Genomic DNA, 17,447 nt, shown 5'->3' with positions numbered 1-17,447 from the left:
CTTCGCGAGCAGGCTAGCTCCCACATTGGGTAATGCACGACCTGGAAAACTTAACCCGCCTCGAGAATCGCGCCGTTCACTTCCTCCGGCACCTTCACAAATATGCTGTATTTCGCGCCTTCCATGGCTTCGAAGGCGATCAACTTCTCCACCAGCGGCCCGTTCAACACCTTGCCGGCATTGAGCAGCAGCATGCCGTTGTCGGCATTGAGGTTGCGCGCCAGGATCATGCCCGCCGCCACTTCCCGTGTGGTCAGCACCTTGACCGACGGATCGGCCAACGAGACATCGCTCAGGTACGCGGCACAGACCTGGATGAAATCCTCCACCAGTTCGGGATCGTAGAGCCTCCCGGCATAGCTGCGGATGTAGACCAGCGCTTCATCGCTGTTCATTTGCCGCTCGAGGATCAGCCCGCGCTGCAACTCGATGAAATCCACCGCCAGTTTCAGCAGGCGCGAACCGAACGGAATCGCCTCGCCCTTGAGCCGGTCGGGGAAACCGCTGCCATCCCAGCGCTCCTGATGATGAAGAATCAGACGGGCGGCGTCCTTCATCGGGTCGAGGGTCATCAACAGCGATTCGCTCTGCTTGGGATAACCGCGATAACGCTCCCGATCATTGTGGTGCAGCAGGTCCGCGGGCGCGGTCATCATGCTGTCGGTCCAGCTCAGCTTGCCGATGTTGTAAAGCGCCGCGGCCATGGTCAGGTCGCGACTGGTGCCCTCGTCCAGGCCATGAAGTTTGCAGTAGACCCGCACCAGTTCGATGATCTGGCGGTTGGTCTGCTTGGCCGGCGGCAAGCGCAGGTTGGCCAGCAGCGAGAACACCTCGGTGCCGGTGACATAGCTGTGCTTGAGTTCTTCGTAGGCCAGGTCGAGCATGTCGGCAGTCTGCTGCAGCTCGGCGGTACGGGCGGCGACGTGTTTTTCCAGGGTGATGTTGAGCGACTTCAACTGGGCGTTCTGCTGCCGGGTCAACTGCTCCAGGCGCTGGCGTTCGCGCTCGGAATGTTGATGAGCCAAGGCCTGGCGCAAGGTCAGGAGCATTTCCTCGTCGTTCCAGGGTTTGCTGATGTAGCGGTGAATCTGCCCTTCGTTGATCGCTTTGATGATCGTCGGCATGTCCGCGTAGCCGGTGAGCAGAATCCGGGTGGTCGTCGGGTAAAGCTGATGGATGCGGGCCAGCAGCGTGGCGCCGTCCATATTGGGCATGCGTGCGTCGGTCATCACCAGGTCAATGGAGTGTTGCTCCATGATCTCCAGCGCCTGGGCACCGCTGGTGGCCAGCAGCACCTCGTAGGGCTGGCCGCGTAACAGGCGACGCAGGCTGTTGAGGATTGACTCCTCATCATCGACCAGCAGTATCTTGGGTTTATCGGACAAAATCGTGGGGAGTTGCTCTTCCATGGCGTCACCTCAAGTGAAACGGGCACATCGTTGTGGCAGGCCCCGAGGCAAACATCCCCTATTGCCGGAGCCTGACCTACAGGCTAGATGATTTTCAGCCCGCCAACGGAAATGATTCAGCTCATTGAGTTGCGCGAAGTGCTGGACAGGCGACTATGCTCAGCTGACTCGGATCCATAATCTGTACGTTCGGCCAGGTGATCAGGGAAAGGAAGCCCCCTATGAGAACACCGCATCAAACTGCTGCCGGTACTGGCGCATGTCGATAAATACGCTGCTGGCGCGGACCAACCGACGGATTCTTATCGTCGACGACACCGCCTCGATTCATGCGGACTTCGCCAAGATCCTCAGTCCGCCATCGATCGATGACGACAGCCTGATCAGCGCTGAAAACGCCCTGTTCGGCACCCCTGCGGCGCTATCGCTGCAGAGCTTCGTGCTCGACTCGGCGTTTCAGGGCCTCGAAGCCCTGGACAAGGTCGAAACGGCGCTGGCCAACGACATGCCCTACGCGATGGCCTTCATCGACATGCGCATGCCGCCGGGCTGGGACGGGCTGGAAACCATCGAACGGCTGTGGCAGGTCGATCCCAAGCTGCAAGTGGCGCTCTGCACCGCTTATTCCGACTATTCCTGGGAAGACATCGACGAACGCCTGGAACTGGGCGATCGCCTGCTGATTCTCAAAAAACCCTTCGATGCCATCGAAATCCGCCAGATGGCCAGCGCATTGACGGCCAAGTGGCAAATGACCGAAGACGCAGAGCTGAAGATGTCGCTGCTCGAACAGGCGGTCGAAGAACGCACCCGCGAGCTGTCCGACGCCAACATCATCGTGCAGAACAGCCCCACCATTCTGTATCGGTTGCGCGGCGAGCCGTCGTTTCCGTTGATGTATATCTCGCACAACATCACCAAATACGGTCATGTCGCGGCGAAACTGGTCGCCTCGGCCAACTGGGCCCAGGAACTGATCCATCCCGATGATCAAACCAAGGTCGACACCGCCATGGCCCGGGTGCTGGACCGTCATGCGGCAGGCGCTTCCATCGAATTCCGGATGCGCACTGGCGAAGGAGCCTGGCGCTGGGTCGAAAACCGCTACATCCCGGTGCGCGATGATGAGGGCCGTTTGCTGGAAGTCGAAGGCATCATCATCGACATCACCGAACGCAAACTGGCCGAGGAGAAAATAGCCCTGCTGGCCCGCACCGACGGGCTGACCGGGCTGGCCAACCGTGCGACGCTGATCGAGCGGTTGCACCAGGCATTCGCCTCTGCGCGTCGGGGGGCGGCACCGTTCGCCATGTTTTACCTGGACCTGGATCACTTCAAACGCATCAACGACACCCTCGGCCATCCGGTGGGCGACCTGTTGCTGCAAGAGGTTGCACGCCGGATCAAAGCCTGTGTGCGCGAAAACGATGTGGTTGCCCGCCTCGGCGGTGACGAGTTCGCGATCTTGCAGCTGGACGTCGGCGACCCGACCCAATCTGCGGCCCTGGCCGCCAAGATCCGCGACACGTTGGTACTGCCCTATTCCCTGGCCGGCAATGATGTGCGGGTCTCCGTGAGTATCGGCATCAGTAGCTGTACCCCGGAAAGCACCAGCGCCGATGGCCTGCTGACCCAAGCCGACATGGCGCTGTATCGCTCCAAGGAAAAGGGCCGCAACCAGTACCACTTCCATTCCGAGGAGATCAATCAGGAGGTGGTCGAACGCATGACCATCGCCAGCGACTTGAGAGCGGCCATCGAACACCAGGAACTCGAACTGCATTACTGGCCGGAAGTGGACCTGAGCAGCGGCAAAATCCTCGGCATGGAAGCTCAGGTCAGCTGGAACCACCCTGAGCGCGGTTTACTGGAAGCCCCGGCGTTCCTGCCCGCGGCGGAAAAGACCGGCACCATCATCGCACTCGGTCATTGGGTGCTGGATCGCGCCTGCCAGCAAATGCGCCAATGGCGCGACGAAGGCATGGCGCCGCCGGTGATTGCGATCAAACTGTCCCTGGCTCAACTCAAGAGTGGTCCAGAACTGATCTATGACGTGCTGCGCACCACCGCGCGCTGGGAACTCTGCCCCTGGGACCTGCGCTTCGACGTCACGGAAGCGACGCTGGCCCAGACCAAATGGACCCACAACGATGTGCTGCCGCGCCTGCGCGAACTAGGCGTGAAGATCGCCATCGACGACTTCGGCACCGAGTATTCCTCGTTCGACTACCTCAAGACCTACCAGGTCAATCACCTGAAACTCGCTCAGGCCTTCATCGACACCGCCGCCCGCGATCCGGCCAGCGCGAACACCCTGCGCGCCATCATCAACTTCGCCCGTGAAGTCGGGATCGGCATCATTGCCGAGGGCGTCGAAACCCAGGAGCAGCGCAGCTCGCTGATGGCCACCGGTTCACCGATGAACGCCCAGGGTTACTTCTTCAGTAAAGCGGTCAGCAGCCAGCAGGCTGCCGAGCTGCTGAAAGCCGGCAGCATCGTGCCCCCGAACCACGACATCGGGCCGATTCTGGACAACCCGCCACGCTTCACGGAGGACAAAGGATGAAAACGCCTTTCGTGCGGACTAACCGGCGCATCTTGATCATCGACGACACGCCCTCGATTCATGAGGATTTTCGCAAGATTCTTGGCCCTGAGATCGAAGGTGAAGAGCCCGGAGGCGAACAGACCCTGGCCAGCGCAGAAGAAGCCCTGTTCGGCACCGTGCAGCTTGATCGGCTGACGTTCCAGCTCGACTCGGCCTACCAGGGCCAGGAAGCCCTCGAACTGGTCAAGCGCGCCCTGGCCGAAGGTCGCCCCTATGCCATGGCGTTCACCGACATGCGCATGCCACCGGGCTGGGACGGCCTGGAAACCATCGAACAACTGTGGAAGGCCGACCCTCACCTGCAAATCGCGTTGTGCACGGCCTATTCCGATTACACCTGGGAAGACATGGCCGAACGGCTGGAATTCGGCGACCAGTTACTGGTGCTGAAAAAACCCTTCGACAGCCTGGAAATCCGTCAGATGGCCAGTGCCCTGACCTGGAAATGGCAGATGGCACAGGACGCGGCGATGAAGGTCCTGAACCTGGAGCAAACCATTGAAGCGCGGGTCCACGAACTGCTCAAGGTGTCGCACCTGTTGCAGTACGACGTACTGACCGAGCTGCCCAACAGCACATTGCTCGGTGACCGGTTGAACCAGTCCCTGGCCCTGTCCCGACGCCATGACAAGCAACTGGCCGTGATGTTTCTGGGCCTCGATCGCTTCAAGCGCATCAACAATGCCCTGGGTCATCCGGCCGGTGACGAAATGCTTAAACAGGTCGGGCGCAATCTGGTGGCGACGGTGCGCGAGTCCGACTCGGTGTTCCGCTACGGTTCCGATGAATTCGTGGTGATCCTCGCCGATGTCCACCATCCCCAGCAGACCAAGGGCATCGCCGAAAAACTCTTGAACGCTATCCGCGCGCCCCAGCACATCGCCGGCCATGACCTGAGCGTGACCGCCAGCCTGGGCATCAGTATTTACCCGGACGACGGCTTCGATGCGATCGCGCTGATCAAGAAAGCCGAAACCGCGATGCGCAACGTCAAGGAAAGCGGCCCGAACGATTTCAGTTTTTTCATCGACGAGATGAACCAGCGCGCCCGGGATCAGCAAAGCATCGAGAGCGGCATTCGCCTGGCGCTGGAACGCAACGAATTTGTCCTGCATTACCAGCCCAAACTGGACCTGGGCAGTGGCCAGGTGGTCGGTGCCGAGGCGCTGATTCGCTGGCAAAAACCGGGGCACGGCCTGGTCTACCCCTCGGATTTCATCAGTGTGGCCGAAGACAGCGGTTTGATCGTGCCGTTGAGCAAATGGGTGCTGGCCGAGGCGTGTCGACAAGCCTGCGCCTGGCAGGCTGCGGGGCTGCCGAAGATCTGTATGTCGGTGAACATGTCGGCCATCGATTTCCGTCAGCGGGACTTTGTCGACGGCATCGAACAGACACTCAAACAAACAGGTCTGGAGCCGGCCTTGCTGGAGCTGGAAATCACCGAAGGCGTGTTGATGCAGAACGTCGAAACCACGGTGACCGCCCTGACCCGGCTCAAGGTGATGGGCGTGCGACTGGCCATCGATGACTTCGGTACCGGTTATTCCAGCCTGAGCTACTTGCGGCGTTTTCCCATCGACGTGTTGAAAATCGACCAGTCGTTCATTCGCGGTTTAAGCAACGACAGCAACGACGCCGCGCTGGTCAGCGCCATCATCAGCCTGGGCCGGAGCCTCAAGCTGACCATCATTGCCGAAGGGGTGGAAACCCTCGAACAACTGAATTTCCTCAAGGCCCATCAATGCGAGGAGGGCCAGGGTTTCTACTTCAGCAAAGCCGTGGAGCCGGACGCCTTCGTCCGGTATCTGGGGTCGGTGAAGCCCTCTTCATCCGCAGCCACGTGAACGATGCGCAACGACACACAGGCCCTACGCCAAGGAATTATCAGATGTCGCCTTCCTTTCACCGCCTGCTATTGGCGCCGTTGTTCGGGCTCTGTCTGAACGCTGGCGCCGCGCCGCTGGATGAACCGCTCAAACCATTGCCGGCGGTGCCCCAGCAAAATCCGCTGAAGATAGAACTCGGTCGCCAGTTGTTCAACGAGACACGCTTGTCGGTCAACAACTCACTGTCCTGCGCCAGTTGCCATCGACTGGAAAGCGGCGGTGCCGACAACAAGGCGTTTTCCATCGGGTTCAACGGCGTTCCAGTGACGATCAACACCCCCAGCGTGTTCAACGCCAGTCTGAATTTCCGACAATTCTGGAACGGCCGCGCCGACACCCTGGAAACCCAAATCCACGGTGTGGTGCAAAGCCCCAGTGAAATGGGCAGTAACTGGGAACATGTGGTGCAGACGCTGACCGCCGATGCGGCTTATCAGACCTCCTTCGCCAACGCCTACCCGGACGGCGTGACCCTGAACAATGTGCAGAATGCCCTGGCCACCTATGAACGCACGCTGATCAGCGCCAACTCGCGTTTCGACCAATACCTGATGGGCGATACCGACATTCTCACCAAAGACGAAAAGTACGGTTACCAACGCTTCAAGGACTACGGCTGCATCGCCTGCCATCAGGGCGTCAACATCGGCGGCAACATGTTCCAGAAGTTCGGGGTCATGGGCGACTACTTCAAGACTCGGGGCAACCCCACCGAAGCCGACCTGGGCCGCTATCTGGTCACCAAGGACGAAGAGGACCGCAACGTGTTCAAGGTCCCGAGCCTGCGCAACGTCGCCGTGACCGCGCCGTACTTTCACGATGGTTCGGCCAAGACCCTCGAAGAGGCGGTGGATGTGATGTTCACGTTCCAGCTCGGTCGTATTCCCTCTGCCGACGACAAGACCCTGATCATCAAATTCCTCAAGACCCTGACCGGTGAATGGGGAGGCAAGCCCTTATGAAAACATCTAACCGCCGCAACCTGGCGTTGCTCAGCGTCGTGGCCCTGATGCTGGCTTCGGTGCTGCTGTTCCTGTACCTCAAATCCAGCTCGAACCAGACGACGAACTACACCGAATCCCGGGACTTGATCGGCCGGATCAAGCAGCTGAACGCACAATGGGAAACCGAGATCCTCAAGGCCAGGATCGCCATCAGTCACAACTACGATCCGTTGGTCTCACCACTGACCGAGATAACGACCCTTTGGGAGCGGTTCGACACCATGGAGTCGAACCACGGCCGCAATGACTCGCCCGTCTGGCGCGCCAGCCATGATGCGTACCTGACCGCCATCCAGGAAAAGACCCGCTTGGTGGAGCAGTTAAAGTCCCACAATGCGGTGCTGCGCAACTCGCTGGCGTTTCTGCCGACTGCCGAAGACGACATTCAGGAACCACTCGCCCAGCTGCACGACGGCGACAAACTGCAACTGCAGAACATCGCCAACGACACTTATGACTTGGTGCTCAGTACCATGGAATTCGCCATGGTGACCTCTAACGACAAGGCTGCCGAAATTCTGGTGGGTTTGAACAAACTGGGCGTGAACAAACTTCGACTGCCGGAGCAGTTCCACAGCCCCCTCGATATTCTGAGCAACCACATCGCGCTGATTATGCGTGAGCAGCCAGTGGTCAACCGTTTACTGGAAAACATCGAAGTCATTCCCGTGGCCGAACGCCTGGACGACATCACCAGCCTGTTGAACACCGACCAGCAGCGGGCCGATGCGGTCGACCAGCGCTATCACTTCTACATGCTGTTGTTTTCGGTGCTGCTGGTGTTGCTGCTGGTGTACCTGGCGATTCACCTGATGCGCAGTTTCACGGTGATCAATCGCGTCAATAAAGCCCTGCAAACCGCCAATGACGACCTGGAGCTGCGGGTTGAAGAGCGCACCCGCGAACTCAAGGATACCCAGAGCGAACTGCTCGACACCGCGCGTCAGGCCGGCATGGCCGAGATCGCCACCAATGTGCTGCACAACGTCGGCAACGTGCTCAACAGCGTGAACATTTCGGCCGACCTGGTGACCCGCAAACTGCGCGCCAGTAAAGCGCAGGGCCTGGGCAAGGCCATGCAGCTGATCAACGAACACCCAGGCGACCTCGGCACCTTTCTGTCCGAGGACGCGAAAGGCAAGTTGCTACCGGGTTACCTGAATCAGCTGGTGGACGCGATAGCCCTGGAACAACAAGGCATGACCGACGAACTGGCCCAATTGACCAAAAGCGTGGACCACATCAAGGACATCGTCTCCACCCAGCAATCCTACGCGGGCGCCAACAGCCTGATGGAACCGCTGCACATCAGCGAATTGCTGGAAGATGCCCTGCGCATGAACTCCGGCGCCCTGACCCGACACCACGTCACGGTGGTCAAGGAGTACAGCGATGTGCCGCAGGTCATGGGTGATAAACACCGGTTGCTGCTGATCCTGATCAACCTGATCAGCAACGCCAAATACGCCATGTCCGACCTCAGCAACCGCCCGCGGCAAATGACCCTGGGGGTCAAAATCGTCGAAGACAAGACCCTGCAAGTCAGCGTCAAGGATGACGGCGAAGGCATCGCCGAGGAAAACATGACGCGCATCTTTGCCCACGGATTTACCACCCGCAAGGAAGGCCATGGCTTCGGCCTGCACAGCTGCGCCCTGGCCGCCATCGAAATGAACGGCCACCTCACCGCCCATAGCGACGGACCGGGCAAGGGTGCGCTGTTCACCTTGCAGATTCCGCTGAAAGCCGTACCGGAGGAAGCATGAGCGAGCGTTCGAACCGACGCATTCTGCTGATCGACGATACGCCGTCCATTCACGTGGACTTCCGCAAGATTCTCACGCCCATGCCGGAGCAGACCGTCGAACTGGACGAGATGGAGGCCGCGCTGTTTGGCAGCGAAGTGAAATCAACCAGGGCACTGTTCGAGCTGGACTCGGCCTATGGCGGCCAGGAAGGCCTGGACAAACTGAACGGAGCCATGCAGGAAAACCGCCCCTACGCCCTGGCCTTCGTCGACATGCGCATGCCCGAGGGCTGGGACGGTGCGCAGACTATCGAACATTTGTGGCAGGCCGACCCGCGCCTGCAAGTGGTGGTGTGCACCGCCTATTCCGACTATTCCTGGGATGAACTGCTCGATCGATTGCAGGCGCATGACCGGCTGCTGATTCTGAAAAAGCCGTTCGACAACATTGAAGTCCAGCAGATGGCCAACACCCTGTTGACCAAATGGGACATGACCGAACGGGCCAGCGTGCAGATGGACCATTTAGGGCAAATGGTCGAGCGCCGAACCCGTCAGTTCACAGAGGCCAGCGTTGAGTTGCAGCGGGAAATCGACGAGCGCAAACAGCTGGAAACCCAACTGGTGCAATCGGAAAAACTCGCCTCATTGGGGCAACTCGCGGCCGGCGTCGCCCATGAAATCAACAACCCCATCGGCTTCATTTCCTCCAACCTCGGCACCCTGGATGGCTACTTCAAACAATTGCAGGAAATGCTCGACGCCTATCGGGATGCGGAAGAGGCGATCGGCTCCAGCGAGCTCATCGAGCGTTTGCACCAACTGCGCGAACGGGTGGAGCTGGAGTTCCTGCGCGAGGACATTCCGCTACTGATCAAGGAATCCAAGGACGGCATCAACCGGGTCGGGCAGATCGTCAAGGACCTGAAGGACTTCTCCCGGGTGGACTCCAATCAGGAATGGCAGTGGGCCAATCTGCAACAGGGCATCGAATCGACCTTGAACATTGTCGCCAACGAACTCAAGTACAAGGCCGATGTGCTCAAGGAATATCAGGTCCTGCCCGACATCGAATGCCTGCCTTCGCAAATCAATCAGGTGATCATGAACCTGATCGTCAACGCCTCTCAGGCCATCGGCCCGGAGCGTGGCACCATCACCTTGCGCACCGGGCTTGAAGCGGAAACGGTGTGGATCGAGGTCGCAGACACCGGCGCCGGCATTGCGCCGGACTGCCTGCAAAAAATCTTCGACCCGTTCTTCACCACCAAACCGGTGGGCCAGGGGACAGGACTGGGGTTGTCCCTGTCCTATGGCATCGTGAAAAAACACCGGGGGGATATTACGGTGCGCAGTGAAGTTGGCGTGGGCACGACGTTTCGGGTCCAGTTACCGATTCACCAATCCAAACTGGCAGGCTGAACACAAATCAAATGTGGGAGCGAGCTTGCTCGCGATGGCGGAGTCACATCCAACGTAGATGTTGGCTGACTCACCGCTATCGCGAGCAAGCTCGCTCCCACAGGGTTATGCATTGTCCGGGGGTTATGTGGCTTCCTGGAAATCCATCTCCGGTGGCTGGCGACGGAAGCCGCCAGTCAGCACCGCCAGGTACACCACGCCAATCGCCAGCCAGCTCAGGCCCAGATAGATCGCCAGGTGATCGAGGCTGACCATCAGCCACAAATCCGCCGCCAGACCGATAAACGGGAACAGCAGGAACAACACGAATTCACGCAGCCCTTTGTGCTCACCGCCAATCCAGTAGTGAAAGATCACTGACAGGTTCACCAGACTGAATGCCAGGAACGCGCCGAAGTTGATGAACGAGGTCGAGGTGGTGACGTCCAGTTTCAGTGCCAGCAAAGCGACCACGGCGCACAACAGGATGCTGTTGACCGGCGTGCCAAAGCGTTCATGCAAAGTGCCGAAGAACGATTTTGGCAGCACGCCGTCACGGCCCATGGCGAACAACAGCCGCGAGCCGCTGGCCTGAGCCGACAACCCCGACGCAAACTGGCCGACGATCAGGCCGATCAGGAAGATCGACACGAACAGGTCACCCCCGATGTTGCGGGCAATTTCATAGGCCGCCGAGTCGACGCTGTCGAACTGGAACGACGGATGCGCGATCTGCACGAAGTACGACACACCGACGAAGATCAGCCCGCCGATCAGGGTGATCAGCATGATCGCTCGCGGGATGGTGCGGCGCGGGTCGCGGGTTTCTTCGGTCAGGGTGCTGACCGCGTCAAACCCGAGGAATGAATAACAGGCGATGGCTGCACCGCTCATGATCAGCGGCATCTGCATGTCACCGTTGAAGAACGGTTTGACCGACCACAACGGCGTGCTCGCATCACCACCGACGTAATGAACGCACAACGCAACGAAGGCGATCAGCACCAGGAACTGCAGCAGCATCAGTAACGCGTTGATGCCGTTGGCCAGTTTCAGGCCGACGATGTTGATCGCACTGGTGATACCGATGAACGCCAGCACCCAGATCCACTGCGGCACGGCCGGGAACGCGGAGTTGAGGTAGGCCGCGCCGATCAGCCAGATCGCCATCGGCAGGAACAGGTAGTCGAGCAGCACGGCCCAACCGGCGATGAAACCGAGTTTCGGGCTGATCGCCTTGCGAACATAGCTATAGGCCGAGCCAGCGACGGGAAACGCCGAGGCCATTCGGCCGTAACTCATGGCGGTGAAAAACATCGCCACCAGCGCCGCCAGATAAGCGGCCGGGACCATGCCGGCGGTGGATTGAGCGAGGATGCCAAAGGTGCCGAGCACGATGATCGGCGTCATGTAGGCGATGCCGAACAGCACCACCGAACCCAATGACAGGGTGCGTTGCAAACGAGCCATGAGCGACTACTCCGAATTATTAGATTTATGGCAGAGCCGAGTTCGGCGCTAAATTTCGGGTGTTTCGTTGTTGTTCTGGTTTTTTGGCCGACAGAGATGTGTCGCCTGTCAGGGCCTCATCGCGAGCAAGCTCGCTCCCACAGTTGTTCTCTGTCGTTCACGAATTTTGTATCCGCTGAAGATCCCCTGTGGGAGCGAGCTTGCTCGCGATGAGGTCAGCTCAATCCACAAAGTATCCGGATCAGTTTTTAGGAATCATCAGCTCCCGCAATCCACAAGCATGCTCAACAATCTCCCCCGGCAACCGCAGCCGCTGATCATCCAGATACCGATAATCCTGCCGCGCCGCCGTCAGCTGATTCAGGTCCAGTTCAACCGCAAACTGCCCCTCCTCCCGTCCGGCCTCGAACAACAAAGTCCCCAGCGGATCCACCAGCGCACTGCCGCCCGCGAACACCAACCCGCCATCGCCCTCTTCCACCCGGTTGACCATCAGCGCAAACGCCTGGTTTTCCTGGGCGCGGGCCATGATCGCGGTGCGGTGAGTCGGGCCGTAAGGGTCCATGTTGCCGTTGGTGACGATCAACAGTTCGGCCCCCAATTGCGCCAGGGCGCGGGCGGTTTCCGGGAATTCGATGTCGTAGCAAATCAGCAGGCCGACCCGCACACCGTTCCACTCACACGTGGCGTAACGGTCGCCGGCCTCGAACACCCCGCGATCCGACGCCCACAGGTGCGTCTTGCGGTATTTCAGTGCAATGCCTTCGGGGGTGATCAGCAACGTGGTGTTGTAGAAACGGCCGTTGTCGTTCTCGGCCATGCCGATCACCACGGCGATGTTGCGTTCACGGGCCGCAGCCAGCACCGCGCTGACGGTCGGACCGTCCAGCGGTTCGGCGGTTTCGGCCAACGCCTCGAAGGAAGGGAAGCCCATCAGGTGGGTTTCGGGAAACACGATCAGCTGCGTATCGGCAGCACAGGCAGCCATCGCCTTCAGAGCGTGTTCGAGGTTGTAAGCCGTGTCGTTGTCACGGCCCGCCAACTGGGCGAGTTCGACTTTCATGGGTATTCCTTGTTCTTAACCTCGGGCTGGCAGAAAGATTGCCCGGTCGGTGTCTGTGCGCCAGTATGCGCAGCAAGCCACCGGCCGGGGAATCACGCCGCTGGGGTAACCCGATAGGGGTAGAGGCATGACTCTCTCGTTAGACGACATCGCGTGGCACCGCTCGGTCGGGCAACTGATCGACGCCCTGGACAAGCCCAATTTCTGGACGCAGCTGGTACGGTTGCTGGATCAGTACGTGACCTTCGACAGCTGGGTGGCGCTGCTTTTCAGCGCCGATCAGCACCCGCAAGTGTTCGCCGAATGCCCGGGCGCGGACGGCAGCCCCGATCAGTTGTTCCAGGATTATCTGCGCGGTTTGTATTTGCTCGATCCGTTCTACATCGCCTGTCGCGAGCAGTCGCGCACCGGGCTCTATCGCCTGTCGGAAGTGGCGCCGGAGCATTTCGAGCTGACCGAGTATTACCAGCGCTACTTTCGTCTGAATGTGGTGGCCGATGAAATCCAGTTCAATTGCCAACTCGAAGGCGACCGTACGCTGTGCCTGTCACTGGGCAGCAAGCAGCGTTTCAGCGGCCAGCAGATCGCCTTGCTGTCGCTGATCCAGCCCTGGGTGCTCGGCCTGTTGCGCCAGCGCCTGCCCTACGAAATCAACGAAGTCGTGGCCCTCGCACCAGCACCGCCGCGAGCCGACTGGCGCGTGCAGCTGGAAGCTTCAGTGCAGCAGCTGAAAGGCGCGCAATTGACCGCCCGGGAGCTGGATGTCGGGCGCTTGATGCTCAGCGGTTGCTCCAGTAAAGAAATCGCCCGTAAGCTGGAAATCTCTGTCGAAACCGTAAAAGTCCATAAGAAACACATGTACAGCAAACTGGGGATCAAATCCCAGTCAGAGCTGTTTTCGATTTTTCTCCAGGCACAGAACGCCTGATTGCATGAAAAGATCGCAGCCTTCGGCAGCTCCTACAAAAGCCTGACCATACACAATTCTGTAGGCGCTGCCGCAGGCTGCGATCTTTTAAAACCGAGTCCGAACCCAAGGAAACCGTATGAGCCTGTCACTCCTGAGCCGCTACGCCTTCTTTGCCGTCTGTGTGATGTTTACCCTCGCCAGCCTGCCCTTCCTGGAGCACGACTGGCTCTGGCCGATCACCGTCGTCACCGGCATTCTCAGCCTCGTGGGCTTGTTCGATCTGCTGCAAAGCCCCCACGCCGTGCGCCGTAACTACCCGATCCTCGGCAACATCCGCTATCTGGTGGAGGGTATTCGCCCGGAAATCCGCCAGTACCTGCTCGAGTCCGACAGCGACGCCCTGCCCTTCTCCCGGGCCCAGCGTTCGCTGGTCTATTCACGGGCCAAGAACGAAAGCGCCGACAAACCGTTCGGCACGTTGATCGATGTGTATCAGTCGGGTTTCGAATTCATCGGCCACTCCATGCGCCCGGCGCCGTTGAGCGACCCGAGCAGTTTCCGGGTAACGGTCGGCGGCCCGCAGTGCACGCAGCCGTACTCGGCGTCGGTGTTCAACATCTCGGCCATGAGCTTCGGCTCCCTCAGCGCCAACGCCATTCGCGCGTTGAACCAGGGGGCGAAACTCGGCAACTTCGCCCACGACACCGGCGAAGGCAGCATCAGCGCCTATCACCGGGAAAACGGCGGCGACCTGACCTGGGAACTCGGCAGCGGCTACTTCGGCTGTCGCACCGCTGACGGGCGCTTCGACCCTGAACGCTTCGCGGCACAAGCGCAGACGCCCCAAGTGCGGATGATCGAAATCAAGATGAGCCAAGGCGCCAAGCCCGGTCATGGCGGGATTCTGCCCAAGCACAAAGTCACCAAGGAAATCGCCGAAACCCGCGGCATCCTGATGGGCGAAGATTGCATCTCACCGTCGCGGCACAGCGCGTTTTCCACGCCGATTGAACTGATGCACTTCATCCAGCAGCTGCGCGAACTGTCCGGCGGCAAACCGGTGGGCTTCAAGTTCTGCCTGGGCCATCCGTGGGAATTCATGGGCATCGCCAAGGCCATGCTGGAAACCGGCATCCTCCCGGACTTCATCGTGGTCGATGGCAAGGAAGGCGGCACCGGCGCCGCGCCCGTGGAATTCACCGACCACATTGGTGTGCCGATGCGCGAAGGCCTGTTGTTCGTACACAACACCCTGGTCGGCCTGAACCTGCGGGACAAAATCAAACTCGGCGCCAGCGGCAAGATCGTCAGCGCCTTCGACATTGCCAGCGTCCTGGCCATCGGTGCCGACTGGGCCAACTCGGCGCGCGGCTTCATGTTCGCCATCGGCTGCATCCAGTCGCAAAGCTGCCACACCAACAAATGCCCGACCGGTGTCGCCACCCAGGACACCCTGCGCCAACGCGCACTGGTGGTTCCGGACAAGGCCCAGCGCGTCTTCAACTTTCACCGCAACACGCTCAAGGCCCTGGCCGAAATGCTCGCCGCTGCCGGGTTGGAACATCCTTCGCAATTGTCGGCCAAGCATTTGGTGCGGCGCATGTCGGCGACCGAGATCAAACTGTTCTCGCAACTGCATGTGTTCTTGAAACCGGGGGAGTTACTGACCGGTGAAGTGAATGGCGAGTTTTACTCGCGGATGTGGCAGATGGCGCGGGCGGATAGTTTTGAGCCTAATGAGGTGGCTGCTGCGTAAACAACGTTTGAACGCCAGCCTCATCGGGAGGTTGGCATTACATCAAGGAAGAACACCATGCTGAAAGTCAGGGATTGCATTGTCGTGCTGATGGATGCGTTCTGACGCCCGCCGTCACCAGTGAAGCAGCCCGAACTTTGGAATCATAGGCGGAAAGCCCTCATGACTCACCTCCACGAAACACCACAAACCTGGAAAAAAAGAACTCGCCAATCAGGTACAACAGCCAAGACGACGTCACCGTCACCAAACCATGCACCTGCCACAGATCGGCAATACGACCGACGCCGTAGCTCATGCCTCCCATGAAACCGAGGAACAACAGATACCCAAGCGCCGCTACCTTGCTCTCAAAGGTGTAAAGAGCATTCACATAGAAAGAAAAGGAGGCTGCGATGCAAAACGACACTAGGTTGCTGATGGCCTGACTGAATTCGGCGGCAACAGTGAGCACATAAAAGATCTGCCAATGGATCAGCGCATTGGCCACGGCAATGACCAGGTAGCTAGAGAATCCTTTCCATAAAACTTTCATGCTGGCTCCTGCCAATCCCCCTGTTTCAGGTGCCTTTCAAACTAAGTGACAACCCTGTAGCGGTCTACTGGCAGAAATAACAGGTAGGCGAGCATTCCAGACCAGCGGTAATTCTGACGATGTCGTCGCGAGCCCTGCCTTTTAAATTTCACCAGCGAAGCGCCTTAATCGGCGCTGGCTCTTTCATGACAATAAAACCGTAATCGCCGAGCAGATAAATCCGGTAGTACAGGTTCTCCACAACCGGTGGATAACCCTGATAACCCACCCGGGTCGCGTTACGTCGCTCCTTCTCCGCAACGACATTGGTGATGCCCACTTTCGGCAGGTTTTCGGCCAGCATGAAGAAGTCGATGTTCAGCAGATAGTGCAACACCGGCATCTGCTTGAACGAGCCCGCCGCCCCCAGCAGCCAGTGATCGGAATAGGTCACTGACAGGTAAATGCGCTTGGCCTCGCGCAGCTGTCGATTCGACGTGATGTCGTGTTCAAGACTCAATAGCCCGCTGGACGCGAAGGCTTTCTGCACCGTCAGCACGCGCCCATAGGCATACGAAATCGACAGCATCGCCAGCAGTGGAACCACCAACAACAACGGCAACCGCTCGTGGATTCGTGCCAGCGCCAGATGGCTCAAATAGAACAACAGCACCAACAGAACCGCGAAGCCCATCAGGGTCCTGGCGCCTTCATTGAAGTCCCGGAAAAACAGCGCCATCCCCGACACCAGTAAGGTCACTACCGGTATTGCCAGCACACAGATGAGACCGATCAGCATTTTGTTCGCTTTGCTGTCCTGACGCGCCACGACGTTGAGCCCCAGGCGAACCGCACCAGCAATGGCACACAGCAACAACCCGGCGAACACCCAGGCAAATCCGCCGTGAAACAGCAGCACGACTTTTTCCAGCACTCTGGCGATGTTGACGTGCAGTTGCAGCAACGGCGCCGCGGTCCAGTTCAGCAGCAGAGTGCGATTCTGCTGAGTGAACGGATAAGCACTGACGGCGTAAATCAGGCAGCCCAGGAAGGCCTGAGCGATTTTCCAGCCGATCAACCCGCACCATTGCGGCCAGGCCAGTTTGTCATTGGCGCCCCTGAGTACCTCCAGGCAACACAACCCGAGAAACACATTGAAGCTCACCTGATACAGCCCTATCGCCAAGGCAACCAGGAAGGACGGCACCAGCCACTGCTGAATGCGCGAGGGGGGACGAAAGGTGATCGCATAGATGACCGCCACCACACTCAACGCCATGGCGGGCCCGTCGTATTGATAAGACAGGTTTTGCAGAAAGAACGGGTTGTACCAGAGCGGTAGCGCCACCAGGCAGCAGGCAATCGTCGGTTGCGGGTAGTAATGAAACGTCAGGCTGGTCAGCGCCGCAGCCATGGCCAGTGTGGCGATCAACAGCGGCAGCGGAAAGATGTTCGGCGCGGCATTGCTGAAGGTCAGCAGGTTGTAGAACAGCTCGGTGAACAACCGCCCCTGCTCCGCCCAAGCCATACCGGCCGACAACGATCGCCAGTTGTCATCGATATACGGATAGTCCGCAAGGATCAGCGGCACCACATACACAAAGGTCGCCAACAGAAAAAACAGCCAGACCTGCCGATGCCCGAGTTCCTTGCTGAAAAAGTCGCTGAACCTGCCCATG

12 protein-coding genes and 1 pseudogene are annotated in these 17,447 nt (G+C 59.2%); 8 read left to right on the top strand and 5 right to left on the bottom strand.

Going from position 1 to position 17,447, the window contains the following annotated elements; translation table 11 throughout:
• Positions 1-50: 50 nt before the first annotated feature.
• On the bottom strand, positions 51-1,409 hold the full coding sequence (nosR, locus tag ACA059_RS05675) for a response regulator c-di-GMP phosphodiesterase, NosR family (protein WP_497633054.1): 1,359 nt from the start codon (positions 1,407-1,409) through the stop codon (positions 51-53).
• Between the two features lie 259 nt (positions 1,410-1,668).
• Between nosR and ACA059_RS05670 the strand changes: the two genes are divergently transcribed.
• The 6 genes and pseudogenes from ACA059_RS05670 (at position 1,669) to ACA059_RS05645 (ending at position 10,076) form a co-directional block, all read left to right on the top strand.
• Positions 1,669-3,975, top strand: a complete 2,307-nt coding sequence (locus ACA059_RS05670; protein ID WP_497633053.1) for a putative bifunctional diguanylate cyclase/phosphodiesterase — start codon at positions 1,669-1,671, stop codon at positions 3,973-3,975.
• Positions 3,972-5,861, top strand: coding sequence for a putative bifunctional diguanylate cyclase/phosphodiesterase (locus ACA059_RS05665; RefSeq protein WP_497633052.1), 1,890 nt, complete (start codon positions 3,972-3,974; stop codon positions 5,859-5,861). Before ACA059_RS05670 ends, ACA059_RS05665 begins: the two co-directional genes overlap by 4 nt.
• Positions 5,862-5,905: 44 nt before the next feature.
• Complete coding sequence (locus ACA059_RS05660) at positions 5,906-6,865, top strand: cytochrome-c peroxidase (RefSeq protein ID WP_497633051.1); 960 nt, start codon at positions 5,906-5,908, stop codon at positions 6,863-6,865.
• Positions 6,862-8,673 carry a DAHL domain-containing sensor histidine kinase gene (locus ACA059_RS05655; protein WP_497633049.1) on the top strand — a complete coding sequence of 604 codons (1,812 nt, stop codon included), beginning with the start codon at positions 6,862-6,864 and terminating at the stop codon, positions 8,671-8,673. The genes ACA059_RS05660 and ACA059_RS05655 overlap by 4 nt, the downstream gene beginning before the upstream one ends.
• Before the next feature lie 590 nt (positions 8,674-9,263).
• Positions 9,264-9,350 (top strand): annotated as a pseudogene (locus tag ACA059_RS05650) (hypothetical protein); the annotation flags it as partial.
• Between the two features lie 57 nt (positions 9,351-9,407).
• The gene (locus ACA059_RS05645) at positions 9,408-10,076 is read left to right on the top strand and encodes an ATP-binding protein (RefSeq protein ID WP_497634628.1); all 669 of its coding nucleotides are present in this window, start codon (positions 9,408-9,410) and stop codon (positions 10,074-10,076) included.
• A 123-nt stretch (positions 10,077-10,199) separates the two neighbouring features.
• On the opposite strand, the gene ACA059_RS05640 is transcribed toward ACA059_RS05645, so the two are convergent.
• Together ACA059_RS05640 and ACA059_RS05635 are read right to left on the bottom strand one after the other, a co-directional pair.
• On the bottom strand, positions 10,200-11,525 hold the full coding sequence (locus ACA059_RS05640; protein ID WP_497633048.1) for an APC family permease: 1,326 nt from the start codon (positions 11,523-11,525) through the stop codon (positions 10,200-10,202).
• A 241-nt stretch (positions 11,526-11,766) separates the two neighbouring features.
• On the bottom strand, positions 11,767-12,588 hold the full coding sequence (locus tag ACA059_RS05635) for a carbon-nitrogen hydrolase family protein (RefSeq protein WP_497633047.1): 822 nt from the start codon (positions 12,586-12,588) through the stop codon (positions 11,767-11,769).
• A 127-nt stretch (positions 12,589-12,715) separates the two neighbouring features.
• Here ACA059_RS05635 and ACA059_RS05630 point away from each other — a divergent pair, with 127 nt between their 5' ends.
• Together ACA059_RS05630 and ACA059_RS05625 are read left to right on the top strand one after the other, a co-directional pair.
• Positions 12,716-13,516, top strand: coding sequence for a helix-turn-helix transcriptional regulator (locus ACA059_RS05630; protein WP_497633045.1), 801 nt, complete (start codon positions 12,716-12,718; stop codon positions 13,514-13,516).
• A 118-nt stretch (positions 13,517-13,634) separates the two neighbouring features.
• Entirely contained in the window at positions 13,635-15,254 is a 1,620-nt protein-coding gene (locus ACA059_RS05625; protein WP_497633044.1) for an FMN-binding glutamate synthase family protein, read from the top strand.
• A 160-nt stretch (positions 15,255-15,414) separates the two neighbouring features.
• Here ACA059_RS05625 and ACA059_RS05620 read toward each other — a convergent pair whose 3' ends face one another.
• Positions 15,415-15,789, bottom strand: coding sequence for a GtrA family protein (locus ACA059_RS05620; RefSeq protein ID WP_497633043.1), 375 nt, complete (start codon positions 15,787-15,789; stop codon positions 15,415-15,417).
• A gap of 148 nt (positions 15,790-15,937) precedes the next feature.
• The gene (locus ACA059_RS05615) at positions 15,938-17,446 is read right to left on the bottom strand and encodes a glucosyltransferase domain-containing protein (RefSeq protein ID WP_497633041.1); all 1,509 of its coding nucleotides are present in this window, start codon (positions 17,444-17,446) and stop codon (positions 15,938-15,940) included.
• Between the last annotated feature and the right edge of the window lies 1 nt (position 17,447).

The organism is Pseudomonas sp. LBUM1647 (assembly GCF_059716175.1).
The sequence above is the reverse complement of the archived record's forward strand: the minus strand, read 5'-3'. Positions and strand labels throughout refer to the sequence as shown.

What these genes read in the sequence shown, in the direction of transcription:
- ACA059_RS05645 (WP_497634628.1), top strand. Translation starts at nt 9,408, where the DNA reads ATGCTCGACGCCTATCGGGATGCGGAAGAGGCGATCGGCTCCAGCGAG.
- ACA059_RS05655 (WP_497633049.1), top strand. Translation starts at nt 6,862, where the DNA reads ATGAAAACATCTAACCGCCGCAACCTGGCGTTGCTCAGCGTCGTGGCC.
- ACA059_RS05615 (WP_497633041.1), bottom strand. Translation starts at nt 17,446, where the DNA reads ATGGGCAGGTTCAGCGACTTTTTCAGCAAGGAACTCGGGCATCGGCAG.
- ACA059_RS05635 (WP_497633047.1), bottom strand. Translation starts at nt 12,588, where the DNA reads ATGAAAGTCGAACTCGCCCAGTTGGCGGGCCGTGACAACGACACGGCT.
- ACA059_RS05665 (WP_497633052.1), top strand. Translation starts at nt 3,972, where the DNA reads ATGAAAACGCCTTTCGTGCGGACTAACCGGCGCATCTTGATCATCGAC.
- nosR (WP_497633054.1), bottom strand. Translation starts at nt 1,409, where the DNA reads ATGGAAGAGCAACTCCCCACGATTTTGTCCGATAAACCCAAGATACTG.
- ACA059_RS05625 (WP_497633044.1), top strand. Translation starts at nt 13,635, where the DNA reads ATGAGCCTGTCACTCCTGAGCCGCTACGCCTTCTTTGCCGTCTGTGTG.
- ACA059_RS05620 (WP_497633043.1), bottom strand. Translation starts at nt 15,789, where the DNA reads ATGAAAGTTTTATGGAAAGGATTCTCTAGCTACCTGGTCATTGCCGTG.
- ACA059_RS05660 (WP_497633051.1), top strand. Translation starts at nt 5,906, where the DNA reads ATGTCGCCTTCCTTTCACCGCCTGCTATTGGCGCCGTTGTTCGGGCTC.
- ACA059_RS05670 (WP_497633053.1), top strand. Translation starts at nt 1,669, where the DNA reads ATGTCGATAAATACGCTGCTGGCGCGGACCAACCGACGGATTCTTATC.
- ACA059_RS05630 (WP_497633045.1), top strand. Translation starts at nt 12,716, where the DNA reads ATGACTCTCTCGTTAGACGACATCGCGTGGCACCGCTCGGTCGGGCAA.
- ACA059_RS05640 (WP_497633048.1), bottom strand. Translation starts at nt 11,525, where the DNA reads ATGGCTCGTTTGCAACGCACCCTGTCATTGGGTTCGGTGGTGCTGTTC.